At 70.4% G+C, this 13,366-nt stretch carries 18 protein-coding genes; 7 read left to right on the forward strand and 11 right to left on the reverse strand.

Annotated elements, in window-relative coordinates; translation table 11 throughout:
* Positions 1-45 precede the first annotated feature (45 nt).
* The 9 genes from IEY87_RS25945 to IEY87_RS25980 all read right to left on the reverse strand — a co-directional run bounded on the left by IEY87_RS25945 (position 46) and on the right by IEY87_RS25980 (position 4,768).
* Positions 46-345, reverse strand: a complete 300-nt coding sequence (locus IEY87_RS25945; protein WP_189141371.1) for a DUF1416 domain-containing protein — start codon at positions 343-345, stop codon at positions 46-48.
* The gene (locus IEY87_RS25950; RefSeq protein WP_189141372.1) at positions 345-1,184 is read right to left on the reverse strand and encodes a sulfurtransferase; all 840 of its coding nucleotides are present in this window, start codon (positions 1,182-1,184) and stop codon (positions 345-347) included. The genes IEY87_RS25945 and IEY87_RS25950 overlap by 1 nt, the downstream gene beginning before the upstream one ends.
* The gene (locus IEY87_RS25955) at positions 1,181-1,594 is read right to left on the reverse strand and encodes a DUF4395 domain-containing protein (RefSeq protein WP_189141373.1); all 414 of its coding nucleotides are present in this window, start codon (positions 1,592-1,594) and stop codon (positions 1,181-1,183) included. The genes IEY87_RS25950 and IEY87_RS25955 overlap by 4 nt, the downstream gene beginning before the upstream one ends.
* Positions 1,595-1,654: 60 nt before the next feature.
* On the reverse strand, positions 1,655-1,738 hold the full coding sequence (locus IEY87_RS47220) for a putative leader peptide (RefSeq protein WP_350668905.1): 84 nt from the start codon (positions 1,736-1,738) through the stop codon (positions 1,655-1,657).
* A gap of 32 nt (positions 1,739-1,770) precedes the next feature.
* Positions 1,771-2,163: a TlpA family protein disulfide reductase gene (locus IEY87_RS25960; protein WP_225277684.1), complete on the reverse strand. Its 393-nt coding sequence runs from the start codon at positions 2,161-2,163 to the stop codon at positions 1,771-1,773.
* Between the two features lie 195 nt (positions 2,164-2,358).
* Positions 2,359-3,216, reverse strand: a complete 858-nt coding sequence (locus IEY87_RS25965) for an anti-sigma factor family protein (protein ID WP_225277685.1) — start codon at positions 3,214-3,216, stop codon at positions 2,359-2,361.
* Entirely contained in the window at positions 3,216-3,728 is a 513-nt protein-coding gene (locus IEY87_RS25970; RefSeq protein WP_189141375.1) for a sigma-70 family RNA polymerase sigma factor, read from the reverse strand. Before IEY87_RS25970 ends, IEY87_RS25965 begins: the two co-directional genes overlap by 1 nt.
* A 46-nt stretch (positions 3,729-3,774) precedes the next feature.
* Positions 3,775-4,440, reverse strand: coding sequence for an LmeA family phospholipid-binding protein (locus IEY87_RS25975; RefSeq protein ID WP_189141376.1), 666 nt, complete (start codon positions 4,438-4,440; stop codon positions 3,775-3,777).
* 76 nt (positions 4,441-4,516) lie between these two features.
* Positions 4,517-4,768, reverse strand: coding sequence for a MoaD/ThiS family protein (locus tag IEY87_RS25980; protein WP_189141377.1), 252 nt, complete (start codon positions 4,766-4,768; stop codon positions 4,517-4,519).
* A 174-nt stretch (positions 4,769-4,942) separates the two neighbouring features.
* Between IEY87_RS25980 and IEY87_RS25985 the strand changes: the two genes are divergently transcribed.
* Both IEY87_RS25985 and IEY87_RS25990 read left to right on the forward strand, forming a co-directional pair.
* Complete coding sequence (locus IEY87_RS25985; RefSeq protein ID WP_189141378.1) at positions 4,943-5,635, forward strand: response regulator transcription factor; 693 nt, start codon at positions 4,943-4,945, stop codon at positions 5,633-5,635.
* Positions 5,636-5,693: 58 nt separating this feature from the next.
* Positions 5,694-6,293, forward strand: a complete 600-nt coding sequence (locus IEY87_RS25990; protein WP_189141379.1) for a dienelactone hydrolase family protein — start codon at positions 5,694-5,696, stop codon at positions 6,291-6,293.
* Here the strand turns inward: IEY87_RS25990 and IEY87_RS25995 are convergent.
* Complete coding sequence (locus IEY87_RS25995) at positions 6,277-6,822, reverse strand: GNAT family N-acetyltransferase (protein ID WP_225277667.1); 546 nt, start codon at positions 6,820-6,822, stop codon at positions 6,277-6,279. The genes IEY87_RS25990 and IEY87_RS25995 overlap by 17 nt on opposite strands.
* A gap of 287 nt (positions 6,823-7,109) precedes the next feature.
* On the opposite strand from IEY87_RS25995, the gene IEY87_RS26000 reads away from it, so the two are divergent.
* Positions 7,110-8,405, forward strand: a complete 1,296-nt coding sequence (locus tag IEY87_RS26000; protein WP_189141380.1) for an RNA-guided endonuclease InsQ/TnpB family protein — start codon at positions 7,110-7,112, stop codon at positions 8,403-8,405.
* 62 nt (positions 8,406-8,467) lie between these two features.
* On the opposite strand, the gene IEY87_RS26005 is transcribed toward IEY87_RS26000, so the two are convergent.
* Positions 8,468-9,100 carry a DedA family protein gene (locus IEY87_RS26005; RefSeq protein ID WP_189141381.1) on the reverse strand — a complete coding sequence of 211 codons (633 nt, stop codon included), beginning with the start codon at positions 9,098-9,100 and terminating at the stop codon, positions 8,468-8,470.
* Positions 9,101-9,294: 194 nt separating this feature from the next.
* Here IEY87_RS26005 and IEY87_RS26010 point away from each other — a divergent pair, with 194 nt between their 5' ends.
* From IEY87_RS26010 to IEY87_RS26025, 4 genes are all read left to right on the forward strand, one after another.
* Positions 9,295-9,894: a biotin transporter BioY gene (locus tag IEY87_RS26010; RefSeq protein ID WP_189141382.1), complete on the forward strand. Its 600-nt coding sequence runs from the start codon at positions 9,295-9,297 to the stop codon at positions 9,892-9,894.
* 7 nt (positions 9,895-9,901) lie between these two features.
* Positions 9,902-11,383, forward strand: a complete 1,482-nt coding sequence (locus tag IEY87_RS26015) for an AMP-binding protein (protein ID WP_189141383.1) — start codon at positions 9,902-9,904, stop codon at positions 11,381-11,383.
* Positions 11,384-11,435: 52 nt separating this feature from the next.
* A complete protein-coding gene (locus tag IEY87_RS26020) occupies positions 11,436-12,560 on the forward strand; it encodes a thiolase family protein (RefSeq protein ID WP_225277668.1) in 1,125 nt (374 codons plus the stop codon).
* 82 nt (positions 12,561-12,642) lie between these two features.
* Complete coding sequence (locus tag IEY87_RS26025) at positions 12,643-13,317, forward strand: energy-coupling factor ABC transporter ATP-binding protein (protein ID WP_189141385.1); 675 nt, start codon at positions 12,643-12,645, stop codon at positions 13,315-13,317.
* Positions 13,318-13,366: the final 49 nt, after the last annotated feature.

A 13,366-nucleotide genomic window follows, 5' to 3' on the forward strand; every position in this document is an offset into this window, starting at 1 on the left:
CCCGCGTCCGGAGGACGCGGGCCTTTCGAGCAGACGTTGGACCGCTCAGACCGCCACGGCCAGCTCGGACACTTCGCCGATCCTGGCCGCCACCTGGATGTCCCTGGTGACGCCGCCGCCCGCGATGATGCGGACGGTCCAGTCGCCGGGGCCGGCGAAGAAGCGGAAGACGCCCTCGTCGGACACGACCACCTCGCCGGTGAACTCACCGGTGTGGTCCAGCAGCCGCGCGTAGGCGGTGCCGGCACCGGTCACCCGGCCCTGGATCACGGCCTGGTTGGAAAGATCGATTCCGGTCGGCAGCGCGATCGTCTGCTCCGGTGCTCCGCAACCCTGTGCAGTCATCAGCGGGCCTCTCCCAGCTCGATCGGCACGCCCACGAGCGAGCCGTATTCGGTCCATGAACCGTCGTAGTTGGTCACGTTCGCCTGGTCGAGCAGCTCGTGCAGCACGAACCAGGTGTGCGCGGAACGCTCGCCGATGCGGCAGTAGGCGATCGTGTCCTTGGCGAAGTCGACGCCCGCCTCCTCGTAAAGGTTGCGCAGCTCGTCGTCGGACTTGAAGGTGCCGTCGTCGTTGGCCGACTTGGACCACGGGATGTTGCGGGCGGTGGGCACGTGGCCGCCGCGCTGCGCGGACTCCTGCGGCAGGTGGGCCGGGGCGAGCAGCTTGCCGGTGAACTCGTCGGGCGAGCGCACGTCGACCAGGTTGAGCTTGCCGATCGCGGCCACCACGTCGTCGCGGAAGGAGCGGATGCCGGTGTTCTCGGCGGACACGACGTACTGGGTCTTGTCGAGCTGCGGCACGTCCTTGACCAGCTGGCGGGAGTCGAGCTCCCACTTCTTGCGGCCACCGTCGAGCAGCTTCACCTGGTCGTGGCCGTACAGCTTGAAGTACCAGTAGGCGTAGGCGGCGAACCAGTTGTTGTTGCCGCCGTAGAGGACGACGGTGTCGTCGTTGGAGATGCCACGCTCGGAGAGCAGGGCCTCGAAGCCGGTCTTGTCGACGAAGTCGCGGCGGACCGGGTCCTGCAGGTCCTGCTTCCAGTCGATCTTCACGGCACCACGGATGTGGCCCTTGTCATAGGCGCTGGTGTCCTCGTCGACCTCGACGAGCACGATTCCGGGGGTGTCGAGGTTGGCCTCGACCCAGTCGGCATCTACCAGGACGGCAGAGCGGCTCATTGGGAAACCTCCATTTTGGCGGCGGGCAGTAGACGGCGAATCAGCAGGTACATCTCGCAGCCAAGGCAGAATCCGAAGGCTGCGTTGAGGAATGCGGCGAGGAGAGCCGCAGCCGTGGCCACCATGGCCAGTGGCGTGATCCCCGCGGCGTATCCGGCCAGCCCCGCGACCGCGAAGACGAGCCCGACCGCCTGTGCGAAGCGCGGCGGACGAGCGTCCTCGGTCTCCTTCGGGGCGCTCTTGACGAGCGCCTTGAAGAGCAGTGAGTACGGTGAGCGGCCGATCGTGCCGAGTGCGAACACCACCGCCTGGGCGGCGAGCAGCCAAGCGCTGCCCGTCACCAGGACGAGGGCGAGGATCACGGTGGTCAGGGCCGCGCCGAAGCGCAACGCTCTAGGGTCAGTACGCATCGTGGGATGCTCCCTGAAGGGGTCGGATGGGGGCGGATCAGAGTCCGCGCGAGACCGTCCTCAGGCAGCGCGACAGAGCGCGGTGGCTACGCGGCAGAAATCAACCGCGCGCCGCTTCGTCAGCAGCTCTGTCGATGGGTTCATGATGATGACAGTACTCGTCGTCTCGCCATCTGTCACATCTCGTCCGAGTCCTGAGACGCCCCATGAGACGGGTCGTACGGACGGTCCTGCGCGGGGGCGGCGGGCACCGCCCGGCCGAGCACGTTCAGGACGTCGGCCTTGCGCGGCTGACCTGAGGCTTTCTTCAGGATATTTCCGGAACTGTCGAGGACGAAGACCGTCGGCGTGCGCATCACGTCGAGCCGTCGCACCAGGTCCAGCCGGGACTCGGCGTCGACCTCCACGTGCGCGACCCCCGGCACCAGCTCGCTCACCTCGGCCAGCACCCGGCGTGTCGCCCGGCACGGCTGGCAGAAAGCGGTGGAGAACTGCACCAACGTGGCCCGCTCCCCCAGCGGCGACCCCAGGTCATCCCCGGTGAGCCGACCCACCGAGCCGCTCGCCATCCCCTCACCATCCTCCTCGGCCGGCACCTCCACAGAAGATCCCGCCGACCTGCCCGCCGACCTGGCCCGACCGGCGAAATCACGCATCCGCCCGTCGCGGAGCAGTCGTACCAGCCCGATCACCGACCCCAGCGCCAGTGTCGCGAGCACCACCCACAGACCCGTCACCCCCGGTGCAACCACCCAGAGCGCCGATTACTTCCGCACCGGCACCGTGACGAGCGTCTTCCCGGTCGCGTCGACGACCTCGAACCGGACGATGGACGCCATCGGGATCCGGGTCTCGCGCGGGAAGACCGCCTTGTCCTCGTAGGTCTTGCGGTCGATGGTCCACGACTGGGTGTGCTCCCGCTCGCCGTCCGCGCCGACGACCAGGAGCCGGCAGGTCGTGCCCACGGGTATCCCGGCGATCCGGACCAGGAGGTTCGTCCCGCCGTTCACCGGGCTCGCCGACACCGTGGCGCGGTAGCCGGCGGCCTCGTCGGCTCCGGCGAACTCCTCGCCCTCCACCGTCTTCAGCAAACTGGGCGCTCGGGACGGAGTCGGAGTCGGACGGGCCAATCTCTCCTCGGCCGCCGACTCGCTCGCGTCGCCGGCCTCGTTCCCGTCGCTCACGTCGCTCCTGGCGCTCCCGTCGCTCCTGGCGCTGTCCGAGGCGACGTAGGGCGCGTTCTCCCGCAGAGGGCTGTCGGCCACCGGCGCCGAAACGGCGGTCTGCCCGGCCCCCTGCTGCTGGGCGACGGTCCACACTGTGCCGCCGACCACCAGCACCGCGGCGGAGGCCGCCACGGCCACCAGCAGCCGACCGCGCCGATGCCGCCTGGCGCGGTCCCGCAGCAGCCGATCGAGCACCTGCTGCGGCGGGCTCGCCACCAGCGCGACGTCCGCCTCCGAGACCTTGCCCAGGAACCCCGCGACCCCTTCGAGGTCCAGCAGCTCCGCGCCGCACTCCTCGCAGGTGGCCAGGTGGGTGTCGATCTCCTCGGCCTCTTCGGGCTCCAGCGCGCCGAGCGCGTGCGCGCCCAGCGCCAGCCGGATCTCCTCGCATGTCATCACGGCGCCAGCCCCCGCTCCTGCAGCGCGAGCTTGAGCGCCCGCAGCGCGTAGTAGGTGCGCGACTTGACGGTGCCCGGCGGGATGCCGAGCTTCGCCGACGCCTCCCTCACCGATCTCCCCCGGTAGTAGACCTCCATGAGCACGTCGCGATGCTCGGGCCGTAAAGCCGCGAGCGCCTCCGCCACGGCCCACGACTCGACCGCGCGCTCCAGTTCGTCGTCGGCGGGCAGCACGGCCAGCGCCTCGTCACCGATCTCCGGTGGCCGCGCCTTCCGTGCCCGGTGCTGGTCGACGACGATGTTGCGCGCCACTGTGAACAGCCACGCGCGGATGGGGCGGTCGGCGAGCGCCTCGGGATGCCGCCAGGCCCGCAGCAGCGTCTCCTGCACGACGTCCTCCGCCCGTCCCGAGTCACCCGTCAGCCGCAGCACGTATCCGTACAGTGGCCCCGCGTGCTCGTCGAACAGGGTCCTCACGAGTTCCTCGTCGGCGGTCTCGGCTGGGCTCACACCTCCATGACGTACGGCGGGACGTCCCGGTTCGATGTCGGCCACGTCATCCACGCAACGGCACGTCAGACGCCTCGGCGGAGAACTGCAGACCGTCGGCCACGTTCTTCACCCCGGTCACCTTCACGTCGAAGGGCAGCTTGCCCTTGAACGGGATGGTGTAGTTGACGAAGCCCGCGACCTGGTCGGGCACGCCCTTGATCTTCTGCGCCTGGAGCCTGATGCCGCCGTCGACCAGCTGAACCCGCATCTCCGCCTCGAACTTCACCTTGTTCGCGCCCACCGTCAGCTCGCCGGAGGCCACGAGCCGCTCGCCGTTCCCGGTGATCTTCACGCCCTTCGGGGCGTGCGCGTCGATCGTCGCCCTGCTCAGCGTGCCCTGTACGGTCAGCCGCTCGGCCACGATGTCGGCCCGGTTCTGCAGGACGTCGGCCAGCGGAGCGGTGACGCCGTAGGCGACGCCGCGCAGGCCGCTGACGGGCACGGCGCCGTAGCGGACCGTGCCGAGATCGAAGCGCACCTCCGGATAGTGGCCGGAGATGGCCTGGGTGAGGAAGGGGATGCTCTCGATGGTGACGGTGGGGGTGCTGTCGAGGTCGGCCGAGGCCGCGATCCTGTTGGCGAGGTCACGTTGCACGCCGGCGACGGCGACACGGTCGACGACGACGAGCAGGACGATCAACACCATCAGGAATACGGCCAGCTTGCGCATCAGGCTCCCTGTCTCATGCGGGGGTCATGAGCTTATCGATCAGACTCAGGCCTCATTCCCCACCAAAGCGGCCGTTTCACCCGCCCGCGAACGGCGGCAGCACCTCGACCGTCACCCCGTGGCCGAGAATCACCTCGTCATGCGGCCGTTTACCCACCGGAGAACCGTCGATCAGAAAAGAAGATCTGGCCACGACACGCGCAAGCTCTGGACGGTTTTGTGTGATTTGCGTCATGAGTTCGCCCAGTGTGGCGGCCTCGAACGACTCTTCGGCGACTCCGGCCGCTTCCTTCGCCGCCGCCCAATATCGCACTTTTCCCATGGCCATGGGCTCCTCACCTCGTTCAGGAACCATTGTGCGCCGCGATTAACCTCGCCGTATCACGGTATGTGCCGTTCACTTGGTGGACGCGCAATGGACTTCGGTTACGCGTGGGATATCCTCGCCTACGGGACCTGGGCGATGTAGCCCCCGGGTCCTTGCGTGTTTGAGGAGGCCGATATGAGCAACCTGCTCCTGCTGACCAACGCCCTCGAGCCGTCCGCTGAGGTGCTACCGGCGCTGGGGTTGCTGCTCCACTCGGTCCGCGTCTCACCGGCTGAGGCGTCCGCGCTCATCGACGCGCCACCCGCCGACGCCGTCCTGGTCGACGCCCGTAAGGAGTTGGCCCACGCCAAGAGCCTGTGCCGGCTGATCCGTACCACCGGCATCGACTGTCCTTTGCTGGTGATCGTCACCGAGGGCGGGCTGGCGGCGATGACCGCCGAGTGGGGGGCCGACGACGTGCTGCTCGACAGCGCGGGCCCGGCCGAGGTGGAGGCGCGCCTGCGGATGGCCATCGGCCGCATCTCCCAGGCGGCCGCGGAGGACGTGCCCGACGAGATCCGCAGCGGTGACCTGTCGATCGACGAGGCGACCTACACCGCCCGGCTGCGCGGCAGGGTGCTCGACCTGACGTTCAAGGAGTTCGAGCTGCTCAAATACCTCGCCCAGCACCCCGGCCGGGTGTTCACCCGCGCCCAGTTGCTGCAGGAGGTGTGGGGCTACGACTACTTCGGCGGCACCAGGACCGTGGACGTGCACGTGCGGCGGCTGCGCGCCAAGCTGGGGACGGAGTACGAAGCCCTCATCGGCACCGTACGCAACGTCGGCTACCGGTTCGTGCCCGACCGCGCCGAGCAGGCGCACGTCTAGATCTGACACGTCGCCGTCCCAGGTGGGTAGGGGCCCCTGGTGACGGGAGGTGCGGCAGATGGCCGTCGAGATCTCGGGGCAGTTGACGGTGCCCGATCAGGCGCGCGGCGTGGTGCTGTTCGCGCACGGCAGCGGGAGCGGCAGCCGTAGCCCGCGCAACCGTTACGTGGCCGGCGTGCTCAACGAGGCGGGGCTGGGCACGCTGCTGTTCGACCTGCTGACGCCGGCGGAGGAAGCGGACCGGGCCAACGTGTTCGACATCGAACTGCTGGCCGGGCGGCTGCTCCAGGCGACGGAGCAGGTACGGGAAGAGCCCACGGTCGCAGGGCTGCCGATCGGCTACTTCGGCGCCAGCACCGGCGCCGCCGCCGCGTTGTGGGCGGCGGCCGAGCCGGGCGGGGACGTCGCCGCGATCGTCTCCAGGGGCGGGCGGCCCGACCTGGCCGGGGCGCGGCTGGCGGACGTACGAGCGCCCACGCTGCTCATCGTCGGCGGCCACGACGAGCAGGTGGTGGAGCTCAACCAGGAGGCGCGGCGGCGGCTACGCTGCGCGAGTGCGCTGGAGATCGTGCCGGGGGCCACCCACCTGTTCGAGGAGCCGGGTGCGTTGGACAGCGTCGCCGAGTTCGCCCGCGACTGGTTCACCGCGCACCTGTGAACTCCTGTACGGCGGCCGGGCTCCACGTGTACTCCAGCATGTCCAGCTCGAACCCCGCGTGGAAGCGCTCGACGTACGCCCTGCTCGTGCTGCCTCCCATGCGCTCGTAGAAGGCCCTTGCCGGGGTGTTGTCCCGCAGCACGTCCAGGTAGACAGGCTGGTCCGGATGGTGCTCGGCCGCCCAGCCGAGGCCGCGAACCATCAAGCGGCGGCCTATGCCCGAGCGCTTGCTGCCGGGCCGTACGTGCAGGTTGTCGAGCAGGATCCGGTCGTCCCGCTGCGGGGTGAGGTAGGCGAAGGCGGTGACGGCCTGGTCGCCGCCCTCGGCGACCAGGAGGCAGGAGGGCGGCCCGCCGTTCAGATATCGCTCGCTGTCGATCCTGGCCTGCCACAGCTCCAGGTTGATCGCGAGCAGCGGGCCGTCGAGATAGTCGGCGGGCATGATGCCGGCATAGGCCGTCCGCCAGCTCTCGGTGTGCAGCTCCGCGATCGATTCCACATCGTCCGCGGCGCCTGGTCGGATGGTCACGAACGCCGAGCTTACCGACGGTCCGCAGAAAGCCCTGGCCTTCAGGCCGGGGATGGAGCGGGTTCCTGTCAAGGAATGGCCCGCCGGTAGGCGGGGAGCCAGGAGCGCGTGGCGCGGACCACGGACGGTCGCGTTGGTCGGCGTTGTCGGTCGATGTATGCCGCGTCGGTATGCGTCTGGCGTAGCCATGGAGTAACCGTTAGCATGTTCGATTTCACTTAAGGTGTGCGATCTATTGCACACTGTTAGTCTTTGCGTTGTGTAGTCATGAAGAGGGGCGGTGTTCGGTGAAGCTGCGCTACAACTACCGGCTGTATCCGGACGCGCCCCAGCAGGCAGCTTTGGCCCGGTTGTTCGGGTGCGTCCGGGCGGTGTGGAACGACGCACTGGCCCGGCGTAAGGCCGCGTGGAAAGCCGACCGGGCGCGGATCAGCGGCCCACGGCTGCAGCAACTGTGCATCACCGCCGCCAAGCGCACTCCTGAACGGGACTGGCTCGGACAGGTGTCGGCGGTGCCGTTGCAGCAGGCGCTGCGCGACCTGGACGTGGCCTATACGAGCTTCTTCGCCTCGGTGTCAGGCAAGCGCAAAGGCCCGAAGATGGGATTGCCGGTGTTCAAGTCGCGCCGTGATCACCGGCAGTCGGCCCGATTCACCACCACCGCGTTCAAGCTCCGCCCCGGCGGTGCCGGGGACGCGTTGTATCTGGCGAAGATCGGTGAGATCGAGGTGCGGTGGTCACGCGAGCTGCCCGCTCCGCCGTCCAGCGTGACGGTCATCAAGGACCCGGCGGGCCGCTACTTCGCCTCCTTCGTCGTCGACGTGCCGGACGACAGCCAGACCCTCCCCCGCAGCGATGCGGAGACGGGGATCGATCTCGGTCTGACCCACTACGCGGTCACCTCCAACGGCGAAAAGATCGTCAACCCCAAATGGCTGCGCCGCAGAGAGCGCAAGCTGAAGAAACTCCAGCGCGCCCTGGCACGTAAGCAGAAAGGCAGCGCCAACCGCACCAAGGCCCGCATCAAAGTCGCCCGTCAGCACGCGAAGGTCGGCGACGCGCGCCGGGACTTCCTGCACCAGGTCAGCACTGCGATCGTCCGCGAGAACCAAGCGGTAGCGGTCGAGGGCCTGGCCGTGCGGGGCCTGGCCCGGGGCAGGCTGGCCAAGAGCGTCAACGACGTCTCCTGGGGCACCTTCCTGCGCCTGCTGGAAGGCAAAGCCGCCCGCTACGGGCGCGCGTTCATCACCGTCGACCGCTGGTATCCCTCCTCCCAGCTGTGCCCCTGCTGCGGCCACAAGATCGGGAAACTCGGCTTGGGCGTCCGCGCCTGGGACTGCCCCTCCTGCGGCGAGCACCACGACCGTGACGTCGCCGCGGCACTCAATATCCTGGCCGAAGGCATCCGCCTGAAGACCCTGAACGACTTGAACGATGTGAACGGCCTGAACGACACGAGGTCGGTGCACGACGTGGCCGCCGGACTGGCGGACACCCGAAACGACTGTGAAGGGCAGGTAAGACCAGGTAAGGCGATCCCGACCCTGGCACCGCCCGAAACCTCCACCGCGCACGCGGCGTAGAAGCAGCAGTAAACACCCCGCCGCGAGACGGGAGAATCCCCGTCATTCATGGCGGAGAGAAGTCAACCCTGGGGCGCCTTGCGCCTTTCCGCCAGCCGCTTCCACACGAAGACCGCGACGGCCAGGAGCACCAGCCCGATCACGACGTACGTGATGACGCCGACATAGGTCTCCACCAGCGACCACTGCTCACCGAGCAGGTAGCCGCCCATGACCAGCAACGTGTTCCACAGGAAGCTGCCCATCGCGGTGAACACCACGAACGGCAACAGCGGCATGCGCTCCACCCCAGCCGGGATGGAGATGAGACTCCGGAAGATCGGGATCATGCGCCCGAAGAAGACCGTCTTGCGGCCGTGGTCGGCGAACCAGGCCTCGGTCTTCCGTACATCCTCGGTCTTGACCAGCGGAACCTTGGCGACCAGGGCGTGCATGCGCTCGCGGCCCAGCAGCGCGCCGAGACCGTACAGCGCCAGCGCCCCGACCACCGAGCCCACCGTCGTCCAGAGCAGCACCTGCCACAGGACCAGCTCGCCCTTGCTCACCGTGAACCCCGCCAGGGGCAGGATGACCTCGCTGGGCAGCGGAGGGAACAGGTTCTCCAACGCGACCGCGAGGCCCGCGCCAGGAGCGCCCAGCGTCTCCATCAGCCCTGTCGCCCACTCGGCGATCCCGCCAAGACCGCTGGATGCCATCGCCGTCCTCTCGTCGCTCGTATCTCTAGCCCGTACCGGCCCATCTATGCCTGCGCGCCCCTCATTGGTCGTCAGGTGCCCCATCCGCCTGCGACATCTCTGGCGGAGGAACCTTGTGGCAACCCGCTATGCAGGTACTCGGGCGTAGTGGTGTGAGATCGGATCCGCACCCTAATGCGGATCGAGGAGATGGAATGCACCAGTTCCGAGTGCTTCGCACCTATGACGTGGCTCGCGTGGCCGTTTTCGCCGCCCTCATCGCCGCGCTCGGTCTGCCCGGCGCGCTGAACGTCTTCGGCAGCGCGGTGCCGATCACCCTCCAGACGCTGGGCGTCATGCTGGCCGGCGCCATCCTCGGCTCCTGGCGGGGCGCCCTCGCCGTGGCCGTGCTGCTCGCGCTGGTGGCGGTGGGGCTGCCGCTGCTGGCCGGTGGGCGGGGTGGGCTGGGGGCGTTCGCGCTGCCGTCGGTGGGCTTCCTGCTGGGCTGGCTGCCCGGCGCGGCCCTCACCGGCTGGATCGTCGAGCGGGGCGGCCACAGCCCGAGCTTCGTCCGGCTGCTGGTAGCCTGCCTGGCCGGTGGCATCGGGGCGGTCTACCTCGTCGGAGTGCCGATGTGGGCGGTCGTCGGCGGGATCACGCTGGGCCAGGCCGCCCTGCAGACGGCGTTCTTCCTCCCCGGCGACCTCGCGAAGGCGGTGCTCGCCACCATCGTGGCCAGAGGAACCCAGCGGGCCTACCCCGACGCGGTCCCGGCCGTGCACTACGACCGCCTCAGAGCCGGCAAGGAGGACTGAACCGGGCATGCCAGTCGCAGCACAGGTCATGCGGCACGCCGCCACCCATCCCGACCGCCCCGCGGTGCGCGGCCCCCGGGAGGAGCTGAGCTACGCCACCTTCGCCCGCCGAATCCAGCACACAGCCGCCCACCTCGCCGCCCGTCTCCCCGTCCGAGGCGCACTGGCGGCGATCACCCTGACCGACCCGGTGGACCAACTCACCGCCGCCCTCGCCCTCGACCTCCTCGGCACCACCCCCCTCCTGCACGCCCCCGCCAGCACCCACCACCCCATGCCGAGCCGCACAACACCGCTGAACTCCCCCACTCACACCCACCGGCCCGTACCCGACGACACACCGCCGCTGAGCGATCCCAGCCGGGCCACCCCTCTCGGGGGGTCGCCGGACGATCACGCGCTGGTCGAGCTGATCATCGACGCGCTGCCTTCCGGGCCGGCGGGCCGGGGCGTGCCGATGCACCGGCCCGAACCTGGCGATCTGGCCTGGGCCTGCTTCAGCTCCGGCAGCACCGGCCGCCCGCGCGCCGTCGTCCGCACCCGCGCCTCGTGGACCGGCTCGTTCGCGCCGCTCAGCGAGCTCACCGGGATCGGCGCCGGCGACGTCGTGCTGGTGCCCGGTCCCCTGCACTCTTCTCTGTACGGGTTCGCCGCCGTACACGCGCTGGCCGTCGGCGCGACGGTCCTGGCGCCCGGTCGCTGGTCCCCCGGCTCCCTGCCGTACCTGCTGCGCCAGGCGACCGCCGTACACCTGGTGCCGCACAACCTGCCCGCCCTCCTGGAGGCGCTGCCCGAGGGCGCCCCTCTGCGTACGGCGGTGGTCGGCGGCGCCGCCCTGGCTCCCGGGCTGCGTGAGCGCGCGGTGGCGGCAGGCGTACACGTGGTGGCTTACTACGGCGCCACCGAGTTGTCCTTCGTAGCCGTGGACACCGACGGTCGCGGTCTCCTGCCGTTCCCCGGCGTGGAGATCGAGGTCAGGACACCGCCCGGCCGGCGGCTCGGTGAGGTGTGGGCGCGCTCGCCGTGGCTGGCCGAGGGCTACCTGGCCGGGGCGGCGGGTCCGCTGCTGGTCGACGGCGACGGCTGGATGAGTGTCGGCGACGTGGCCGCCCCCTACCTGCCCGGCGAGGTGCTGCGGCTGCGGGGGCGGGGTGGTGGCGCGATCCAGACGGGGGGAGCCACGGTCGTGCCGGAGGACGTGGAGGACGTGTTCAGGAGCGTGGCGGGCGTCGGCGACATCGTGGTGGTCGGCTCACCGCACCCGGACCTGGGCGCGGTCGTCACCGCGATCGTGGAGGTGGGCGCCGGAGGCCCGCCCGCGAGGTCCGCTCTGGAGGCGATCGCGCGCGGCGGCCTGGACGTGGCGCAGCGACCCCGCCGCTGGTACGCGATGGAGGACCTGCCGCGCACCTCGTCGGGCAAGCCCGCACGCGGCCTCGTCGCCGCCCGCCTCGCCAACGGCGACCCCGACCTACGCAGGCTGACATGACCCGCGACACCCGCCCTCTCACCGACCCGCGCAGGCCGGCATGACCGGCGACATGCCCGTTGTCGTGGCTGCCAGGCGGACCGCGATCGGCACTGCGGGGCATGCGTTCAAGCTGGAGACGGTCGACCGGCTGGCTTCGCCTGTCATCGCGGCGCTGGTGCGTGACGTGGCGTGCCTTGGGGTGCCTGTCGACGATGTGGTGCTGGGCAACTGCATGGGGCCGGGCGGGAACGTTGCGCGGGTCGCGGCGCTCGGGGCGGGGCTGGACCCGTCCGTGCCGGGCCTCACGATCGACCGGCAGTGCGGGAGCGGGCTGGCGGCCGTCCTTCTCGCCGGGCAGGCCGTACGGAGTGGCGAGATGGAGCTGGTCATCGCCGGCGGGGCCGAGAGCGCATCCACCGCGCCGGTGCGCGCGCATCGCGGCGGTGAGCCGTACGAGCGGGCGGCCTTCACCCCGGCGGGGCATCCGGATCCGGACATGGGGGCGGCGGCCGAGGCGCTCGGCGTCGCACGCGGCGTGTCGCGGGAGCGGCAGGACAACTACGCGTGCGCCGGCCACGCCAAGGCGGTGGCGGCTCGTGCGGCGGGCCGGTTCGATGAGGAGATCGTCCCGGTGGCGGGCCGCGACCACGATCAGCGGCCGCGGCCGCTGCGGCCGGCGTCGCTGGCGCGGCTGCCGGGGGCGTTCGTCGCCGGGGGCGCGGTGACCGCGGGCAACTCGGCCCCGAACAGCGACGGCGCGGCGGCGGTCGCCGTGCTGCCCGAGCGGTTGCGGGGCGGGCTGCCCGGTCTGCGGCTGGTGGCGGGCGCGGTCGTGGGCTGTGATCCGGAGCTGCCCGGCTGGGGGCCGGTGCCCGCGGTGAGACGTCTGCTGGAACGTACCGGAGTGAGCATGGAGCGGATCGAGGCGGTGGAGATCGTGGAGGCGTTCGCGGCGCAGACGCTGGCGGTGACCGACGCGCTCGGGCTCGACCCGCTGGGCGCGGACGGCGCGCGGGTGTGCGGCGACGGCGGGGCGCTCGCGCTCGGACACCCGTGGGGGGCGAGCGGCGCGGTGGTGGTGACGCGGCTGTTCAGCCGGCTCGTTCGCGGGGGCGCGCCGAAGGGCACGCTGGGGTTGGCGACGGCGGCGGTCGGCGGCGGCCTCGGCGTCGCCGCCCTGTTCGAGGTGGCCTAGGTGATCGAACTGGCGAGCGTACGGGTTTCGGGGTGGCCTAGGTGATCGAACTGGCGAGCGTACGGGTTTCGGGGTGGCCCAGGTGATCGAGCTGGTGGATGTGCGGGTGCGGTTGGGGCAGCGGGAGGTGTTGCGTGGGGTCAGCGCGTCGCTGGCCGAGCGGCGGGTGGGCGTGATCGGGGCCAACGGGTCCGGCAAGAGCACGCTGGCGCGGCTGTTCAACGGGCTGGCGGTGCCGACCTCGGGCAGGGTCACCGTGCTCGGGGAGGACACGCGGCGGCAGGCGGCGCGGATCCGGCGGCGGGTCGGGTTCCTGTTCACCGACCCGGACGCGCAGATCGTGATGCCGACCGTGGCCGAGGACGTCGCCTTCTCGCTGCGTCGCAAGAAGCTGCCCGGTGAGGAGGTACGGCACCGAGTCGAGACGATGCTGGCGCGCTACGGCCTGGCGGGGCATGCCGACCACCCCGCGCACCAGCTCTCCGGCGGCCAGAAGCAGCTGCTCGCGCTCTGCTCGGTGCTGGTGCTGGAGCCGGAGATCCTGGTCATGGACGAGCCCACGACCCTGCTGGACCTGCGCCACTCGCGGCAGGTCGCCGAGGCGCTGCGCGCCCTGCCGATGCAGGTGATCGTGGTCACCCACGACCTGCCGCTGCTGGAGGGGTTCGACCGGGTGCTCGTGCTGGACGAGGGCCAGGTCGTGGCCGACGGCACCCCGGAGTCGGCCATCGGCCACTACAGAAAGCTCATGGCGTGAACGGGCGCGAACGGGTCGAACGGGTCGAACGGGCGTGACGGGCATGGAC

Origin of the sequence: Nonomuraea glycinis, assembly GCF_014646515.1 — a bacterium.
Lineage (GTDB): Bacteria > Actinomycetota > Actinomycetes > Streptosporangiales > Streptosporangiaceae > Nonomuraea > Nonomuraea glycinis.

Excerpts from the sequence above, each read along its gene's own strand:
- IEY87_RS25985 (WP_189141378.1), top strand. The coding sequence starts at position 4,943 with ATGAGCAACCTGCTCCTGCTGACCAACGCCCTCGAGCCGTCCGCTGAG.
- IEY87_RS25980 (WP_189141377.1), bottom strand. The coding sequence starts at position 4,768 with ATGGCCATGGGAAAAGTGCGATATTGGGCGGCGGCGAAGGAAGCGGCC.
- IEY87_RS47220 (WP_350668905.1), bottom strand. The coding sequence starts at position 1,738 with ATGAACCCATCGACAGAGCTGCTGACGAAGCGGCGCGCGGTTGATTTC.
- IEY87_RS25955 (WP_189141373.1), bottom strand. The coding sequence starts at position 1,594 with ATGCGTACTGACCCTAGAGCGTTGCGCTTCGGCGCGGCCCTGACCACC.
- IEY87_RS26020 (WP_225277668.1), top strand. The coding sequence starts at position 11,436 with ATGCCCGTTGTCGTGGCTGCCAGGCGGACCGCGATCGGCACTGCGGGG.
- IEY87_RS25990 (WP_189141379.1), top strand. The coding sequence starts at position 5,694 with ATGGCCGTCGAGATCTCGGGGCAGTTGACGGTGCCCGATCAGGCGCGC.
- IEY87_RS26010 (WP_189141382.1), top strand. The coding sequence starts at position 9,295 with ATGCACCAGTTCCGAGTGCTTCGCACCTATGACGTGGCTCGCGTGGCC.
- IEY87_RS26005 (WP_189141381.1), bottom strand. The coding sequence starts at position 9,100 with ATGGCATCCAGCGGTCTTGGCGGGATCGCCGAGTGGGCGACAGGGCTG.
- IEY87_RS26015 (WP_189141383.1), top strand. The coding sequence starts at position 9,902 with ATGCCAGTCGCAGCACAGGTCATGCGGCACGCCGCCACCCATCCCGAC.
- IEY87_RS25950 (WP_189141372.1), bottom strand. The coding sequence starts at position 1,184 with ATGAGCCGCTCTGCCGTCCTGGTAGATGCCGACTGGGTCGAGGCCAAC.
- IEY87_RS25945 (WP_189141371.1), bottom strand. The coding sequence starts at position 345 with ATGACTGCACAGGGTTGCGGAGCACCGGAGCAGACGATCGCGCTGCCG.
- IEY87_RS25975 (WP_189141376.1), bottom strand. The coding sequence starts at position 4,440 with ATGCGCAAGCTGGCCGTATTCCTGATGGTGTTGATCGTCCTGCTCGTC.
- IEY87_RS25960 (WP_225277684.1), bottom strand. The coding sequence starts at position 2,163 with ATGGCGAGCGGCTCGGTGGGTCGGCTCACCGGGGATGACCTGGGGTCG.
- IEY87_RS25965 (WP_225277685.1), bottom strand. The coding sequence starts at position 3,216 with ATGACATGCGAGGAGATCCGGCTGGCGCTGGGCGCGCACGCGCTCGGC.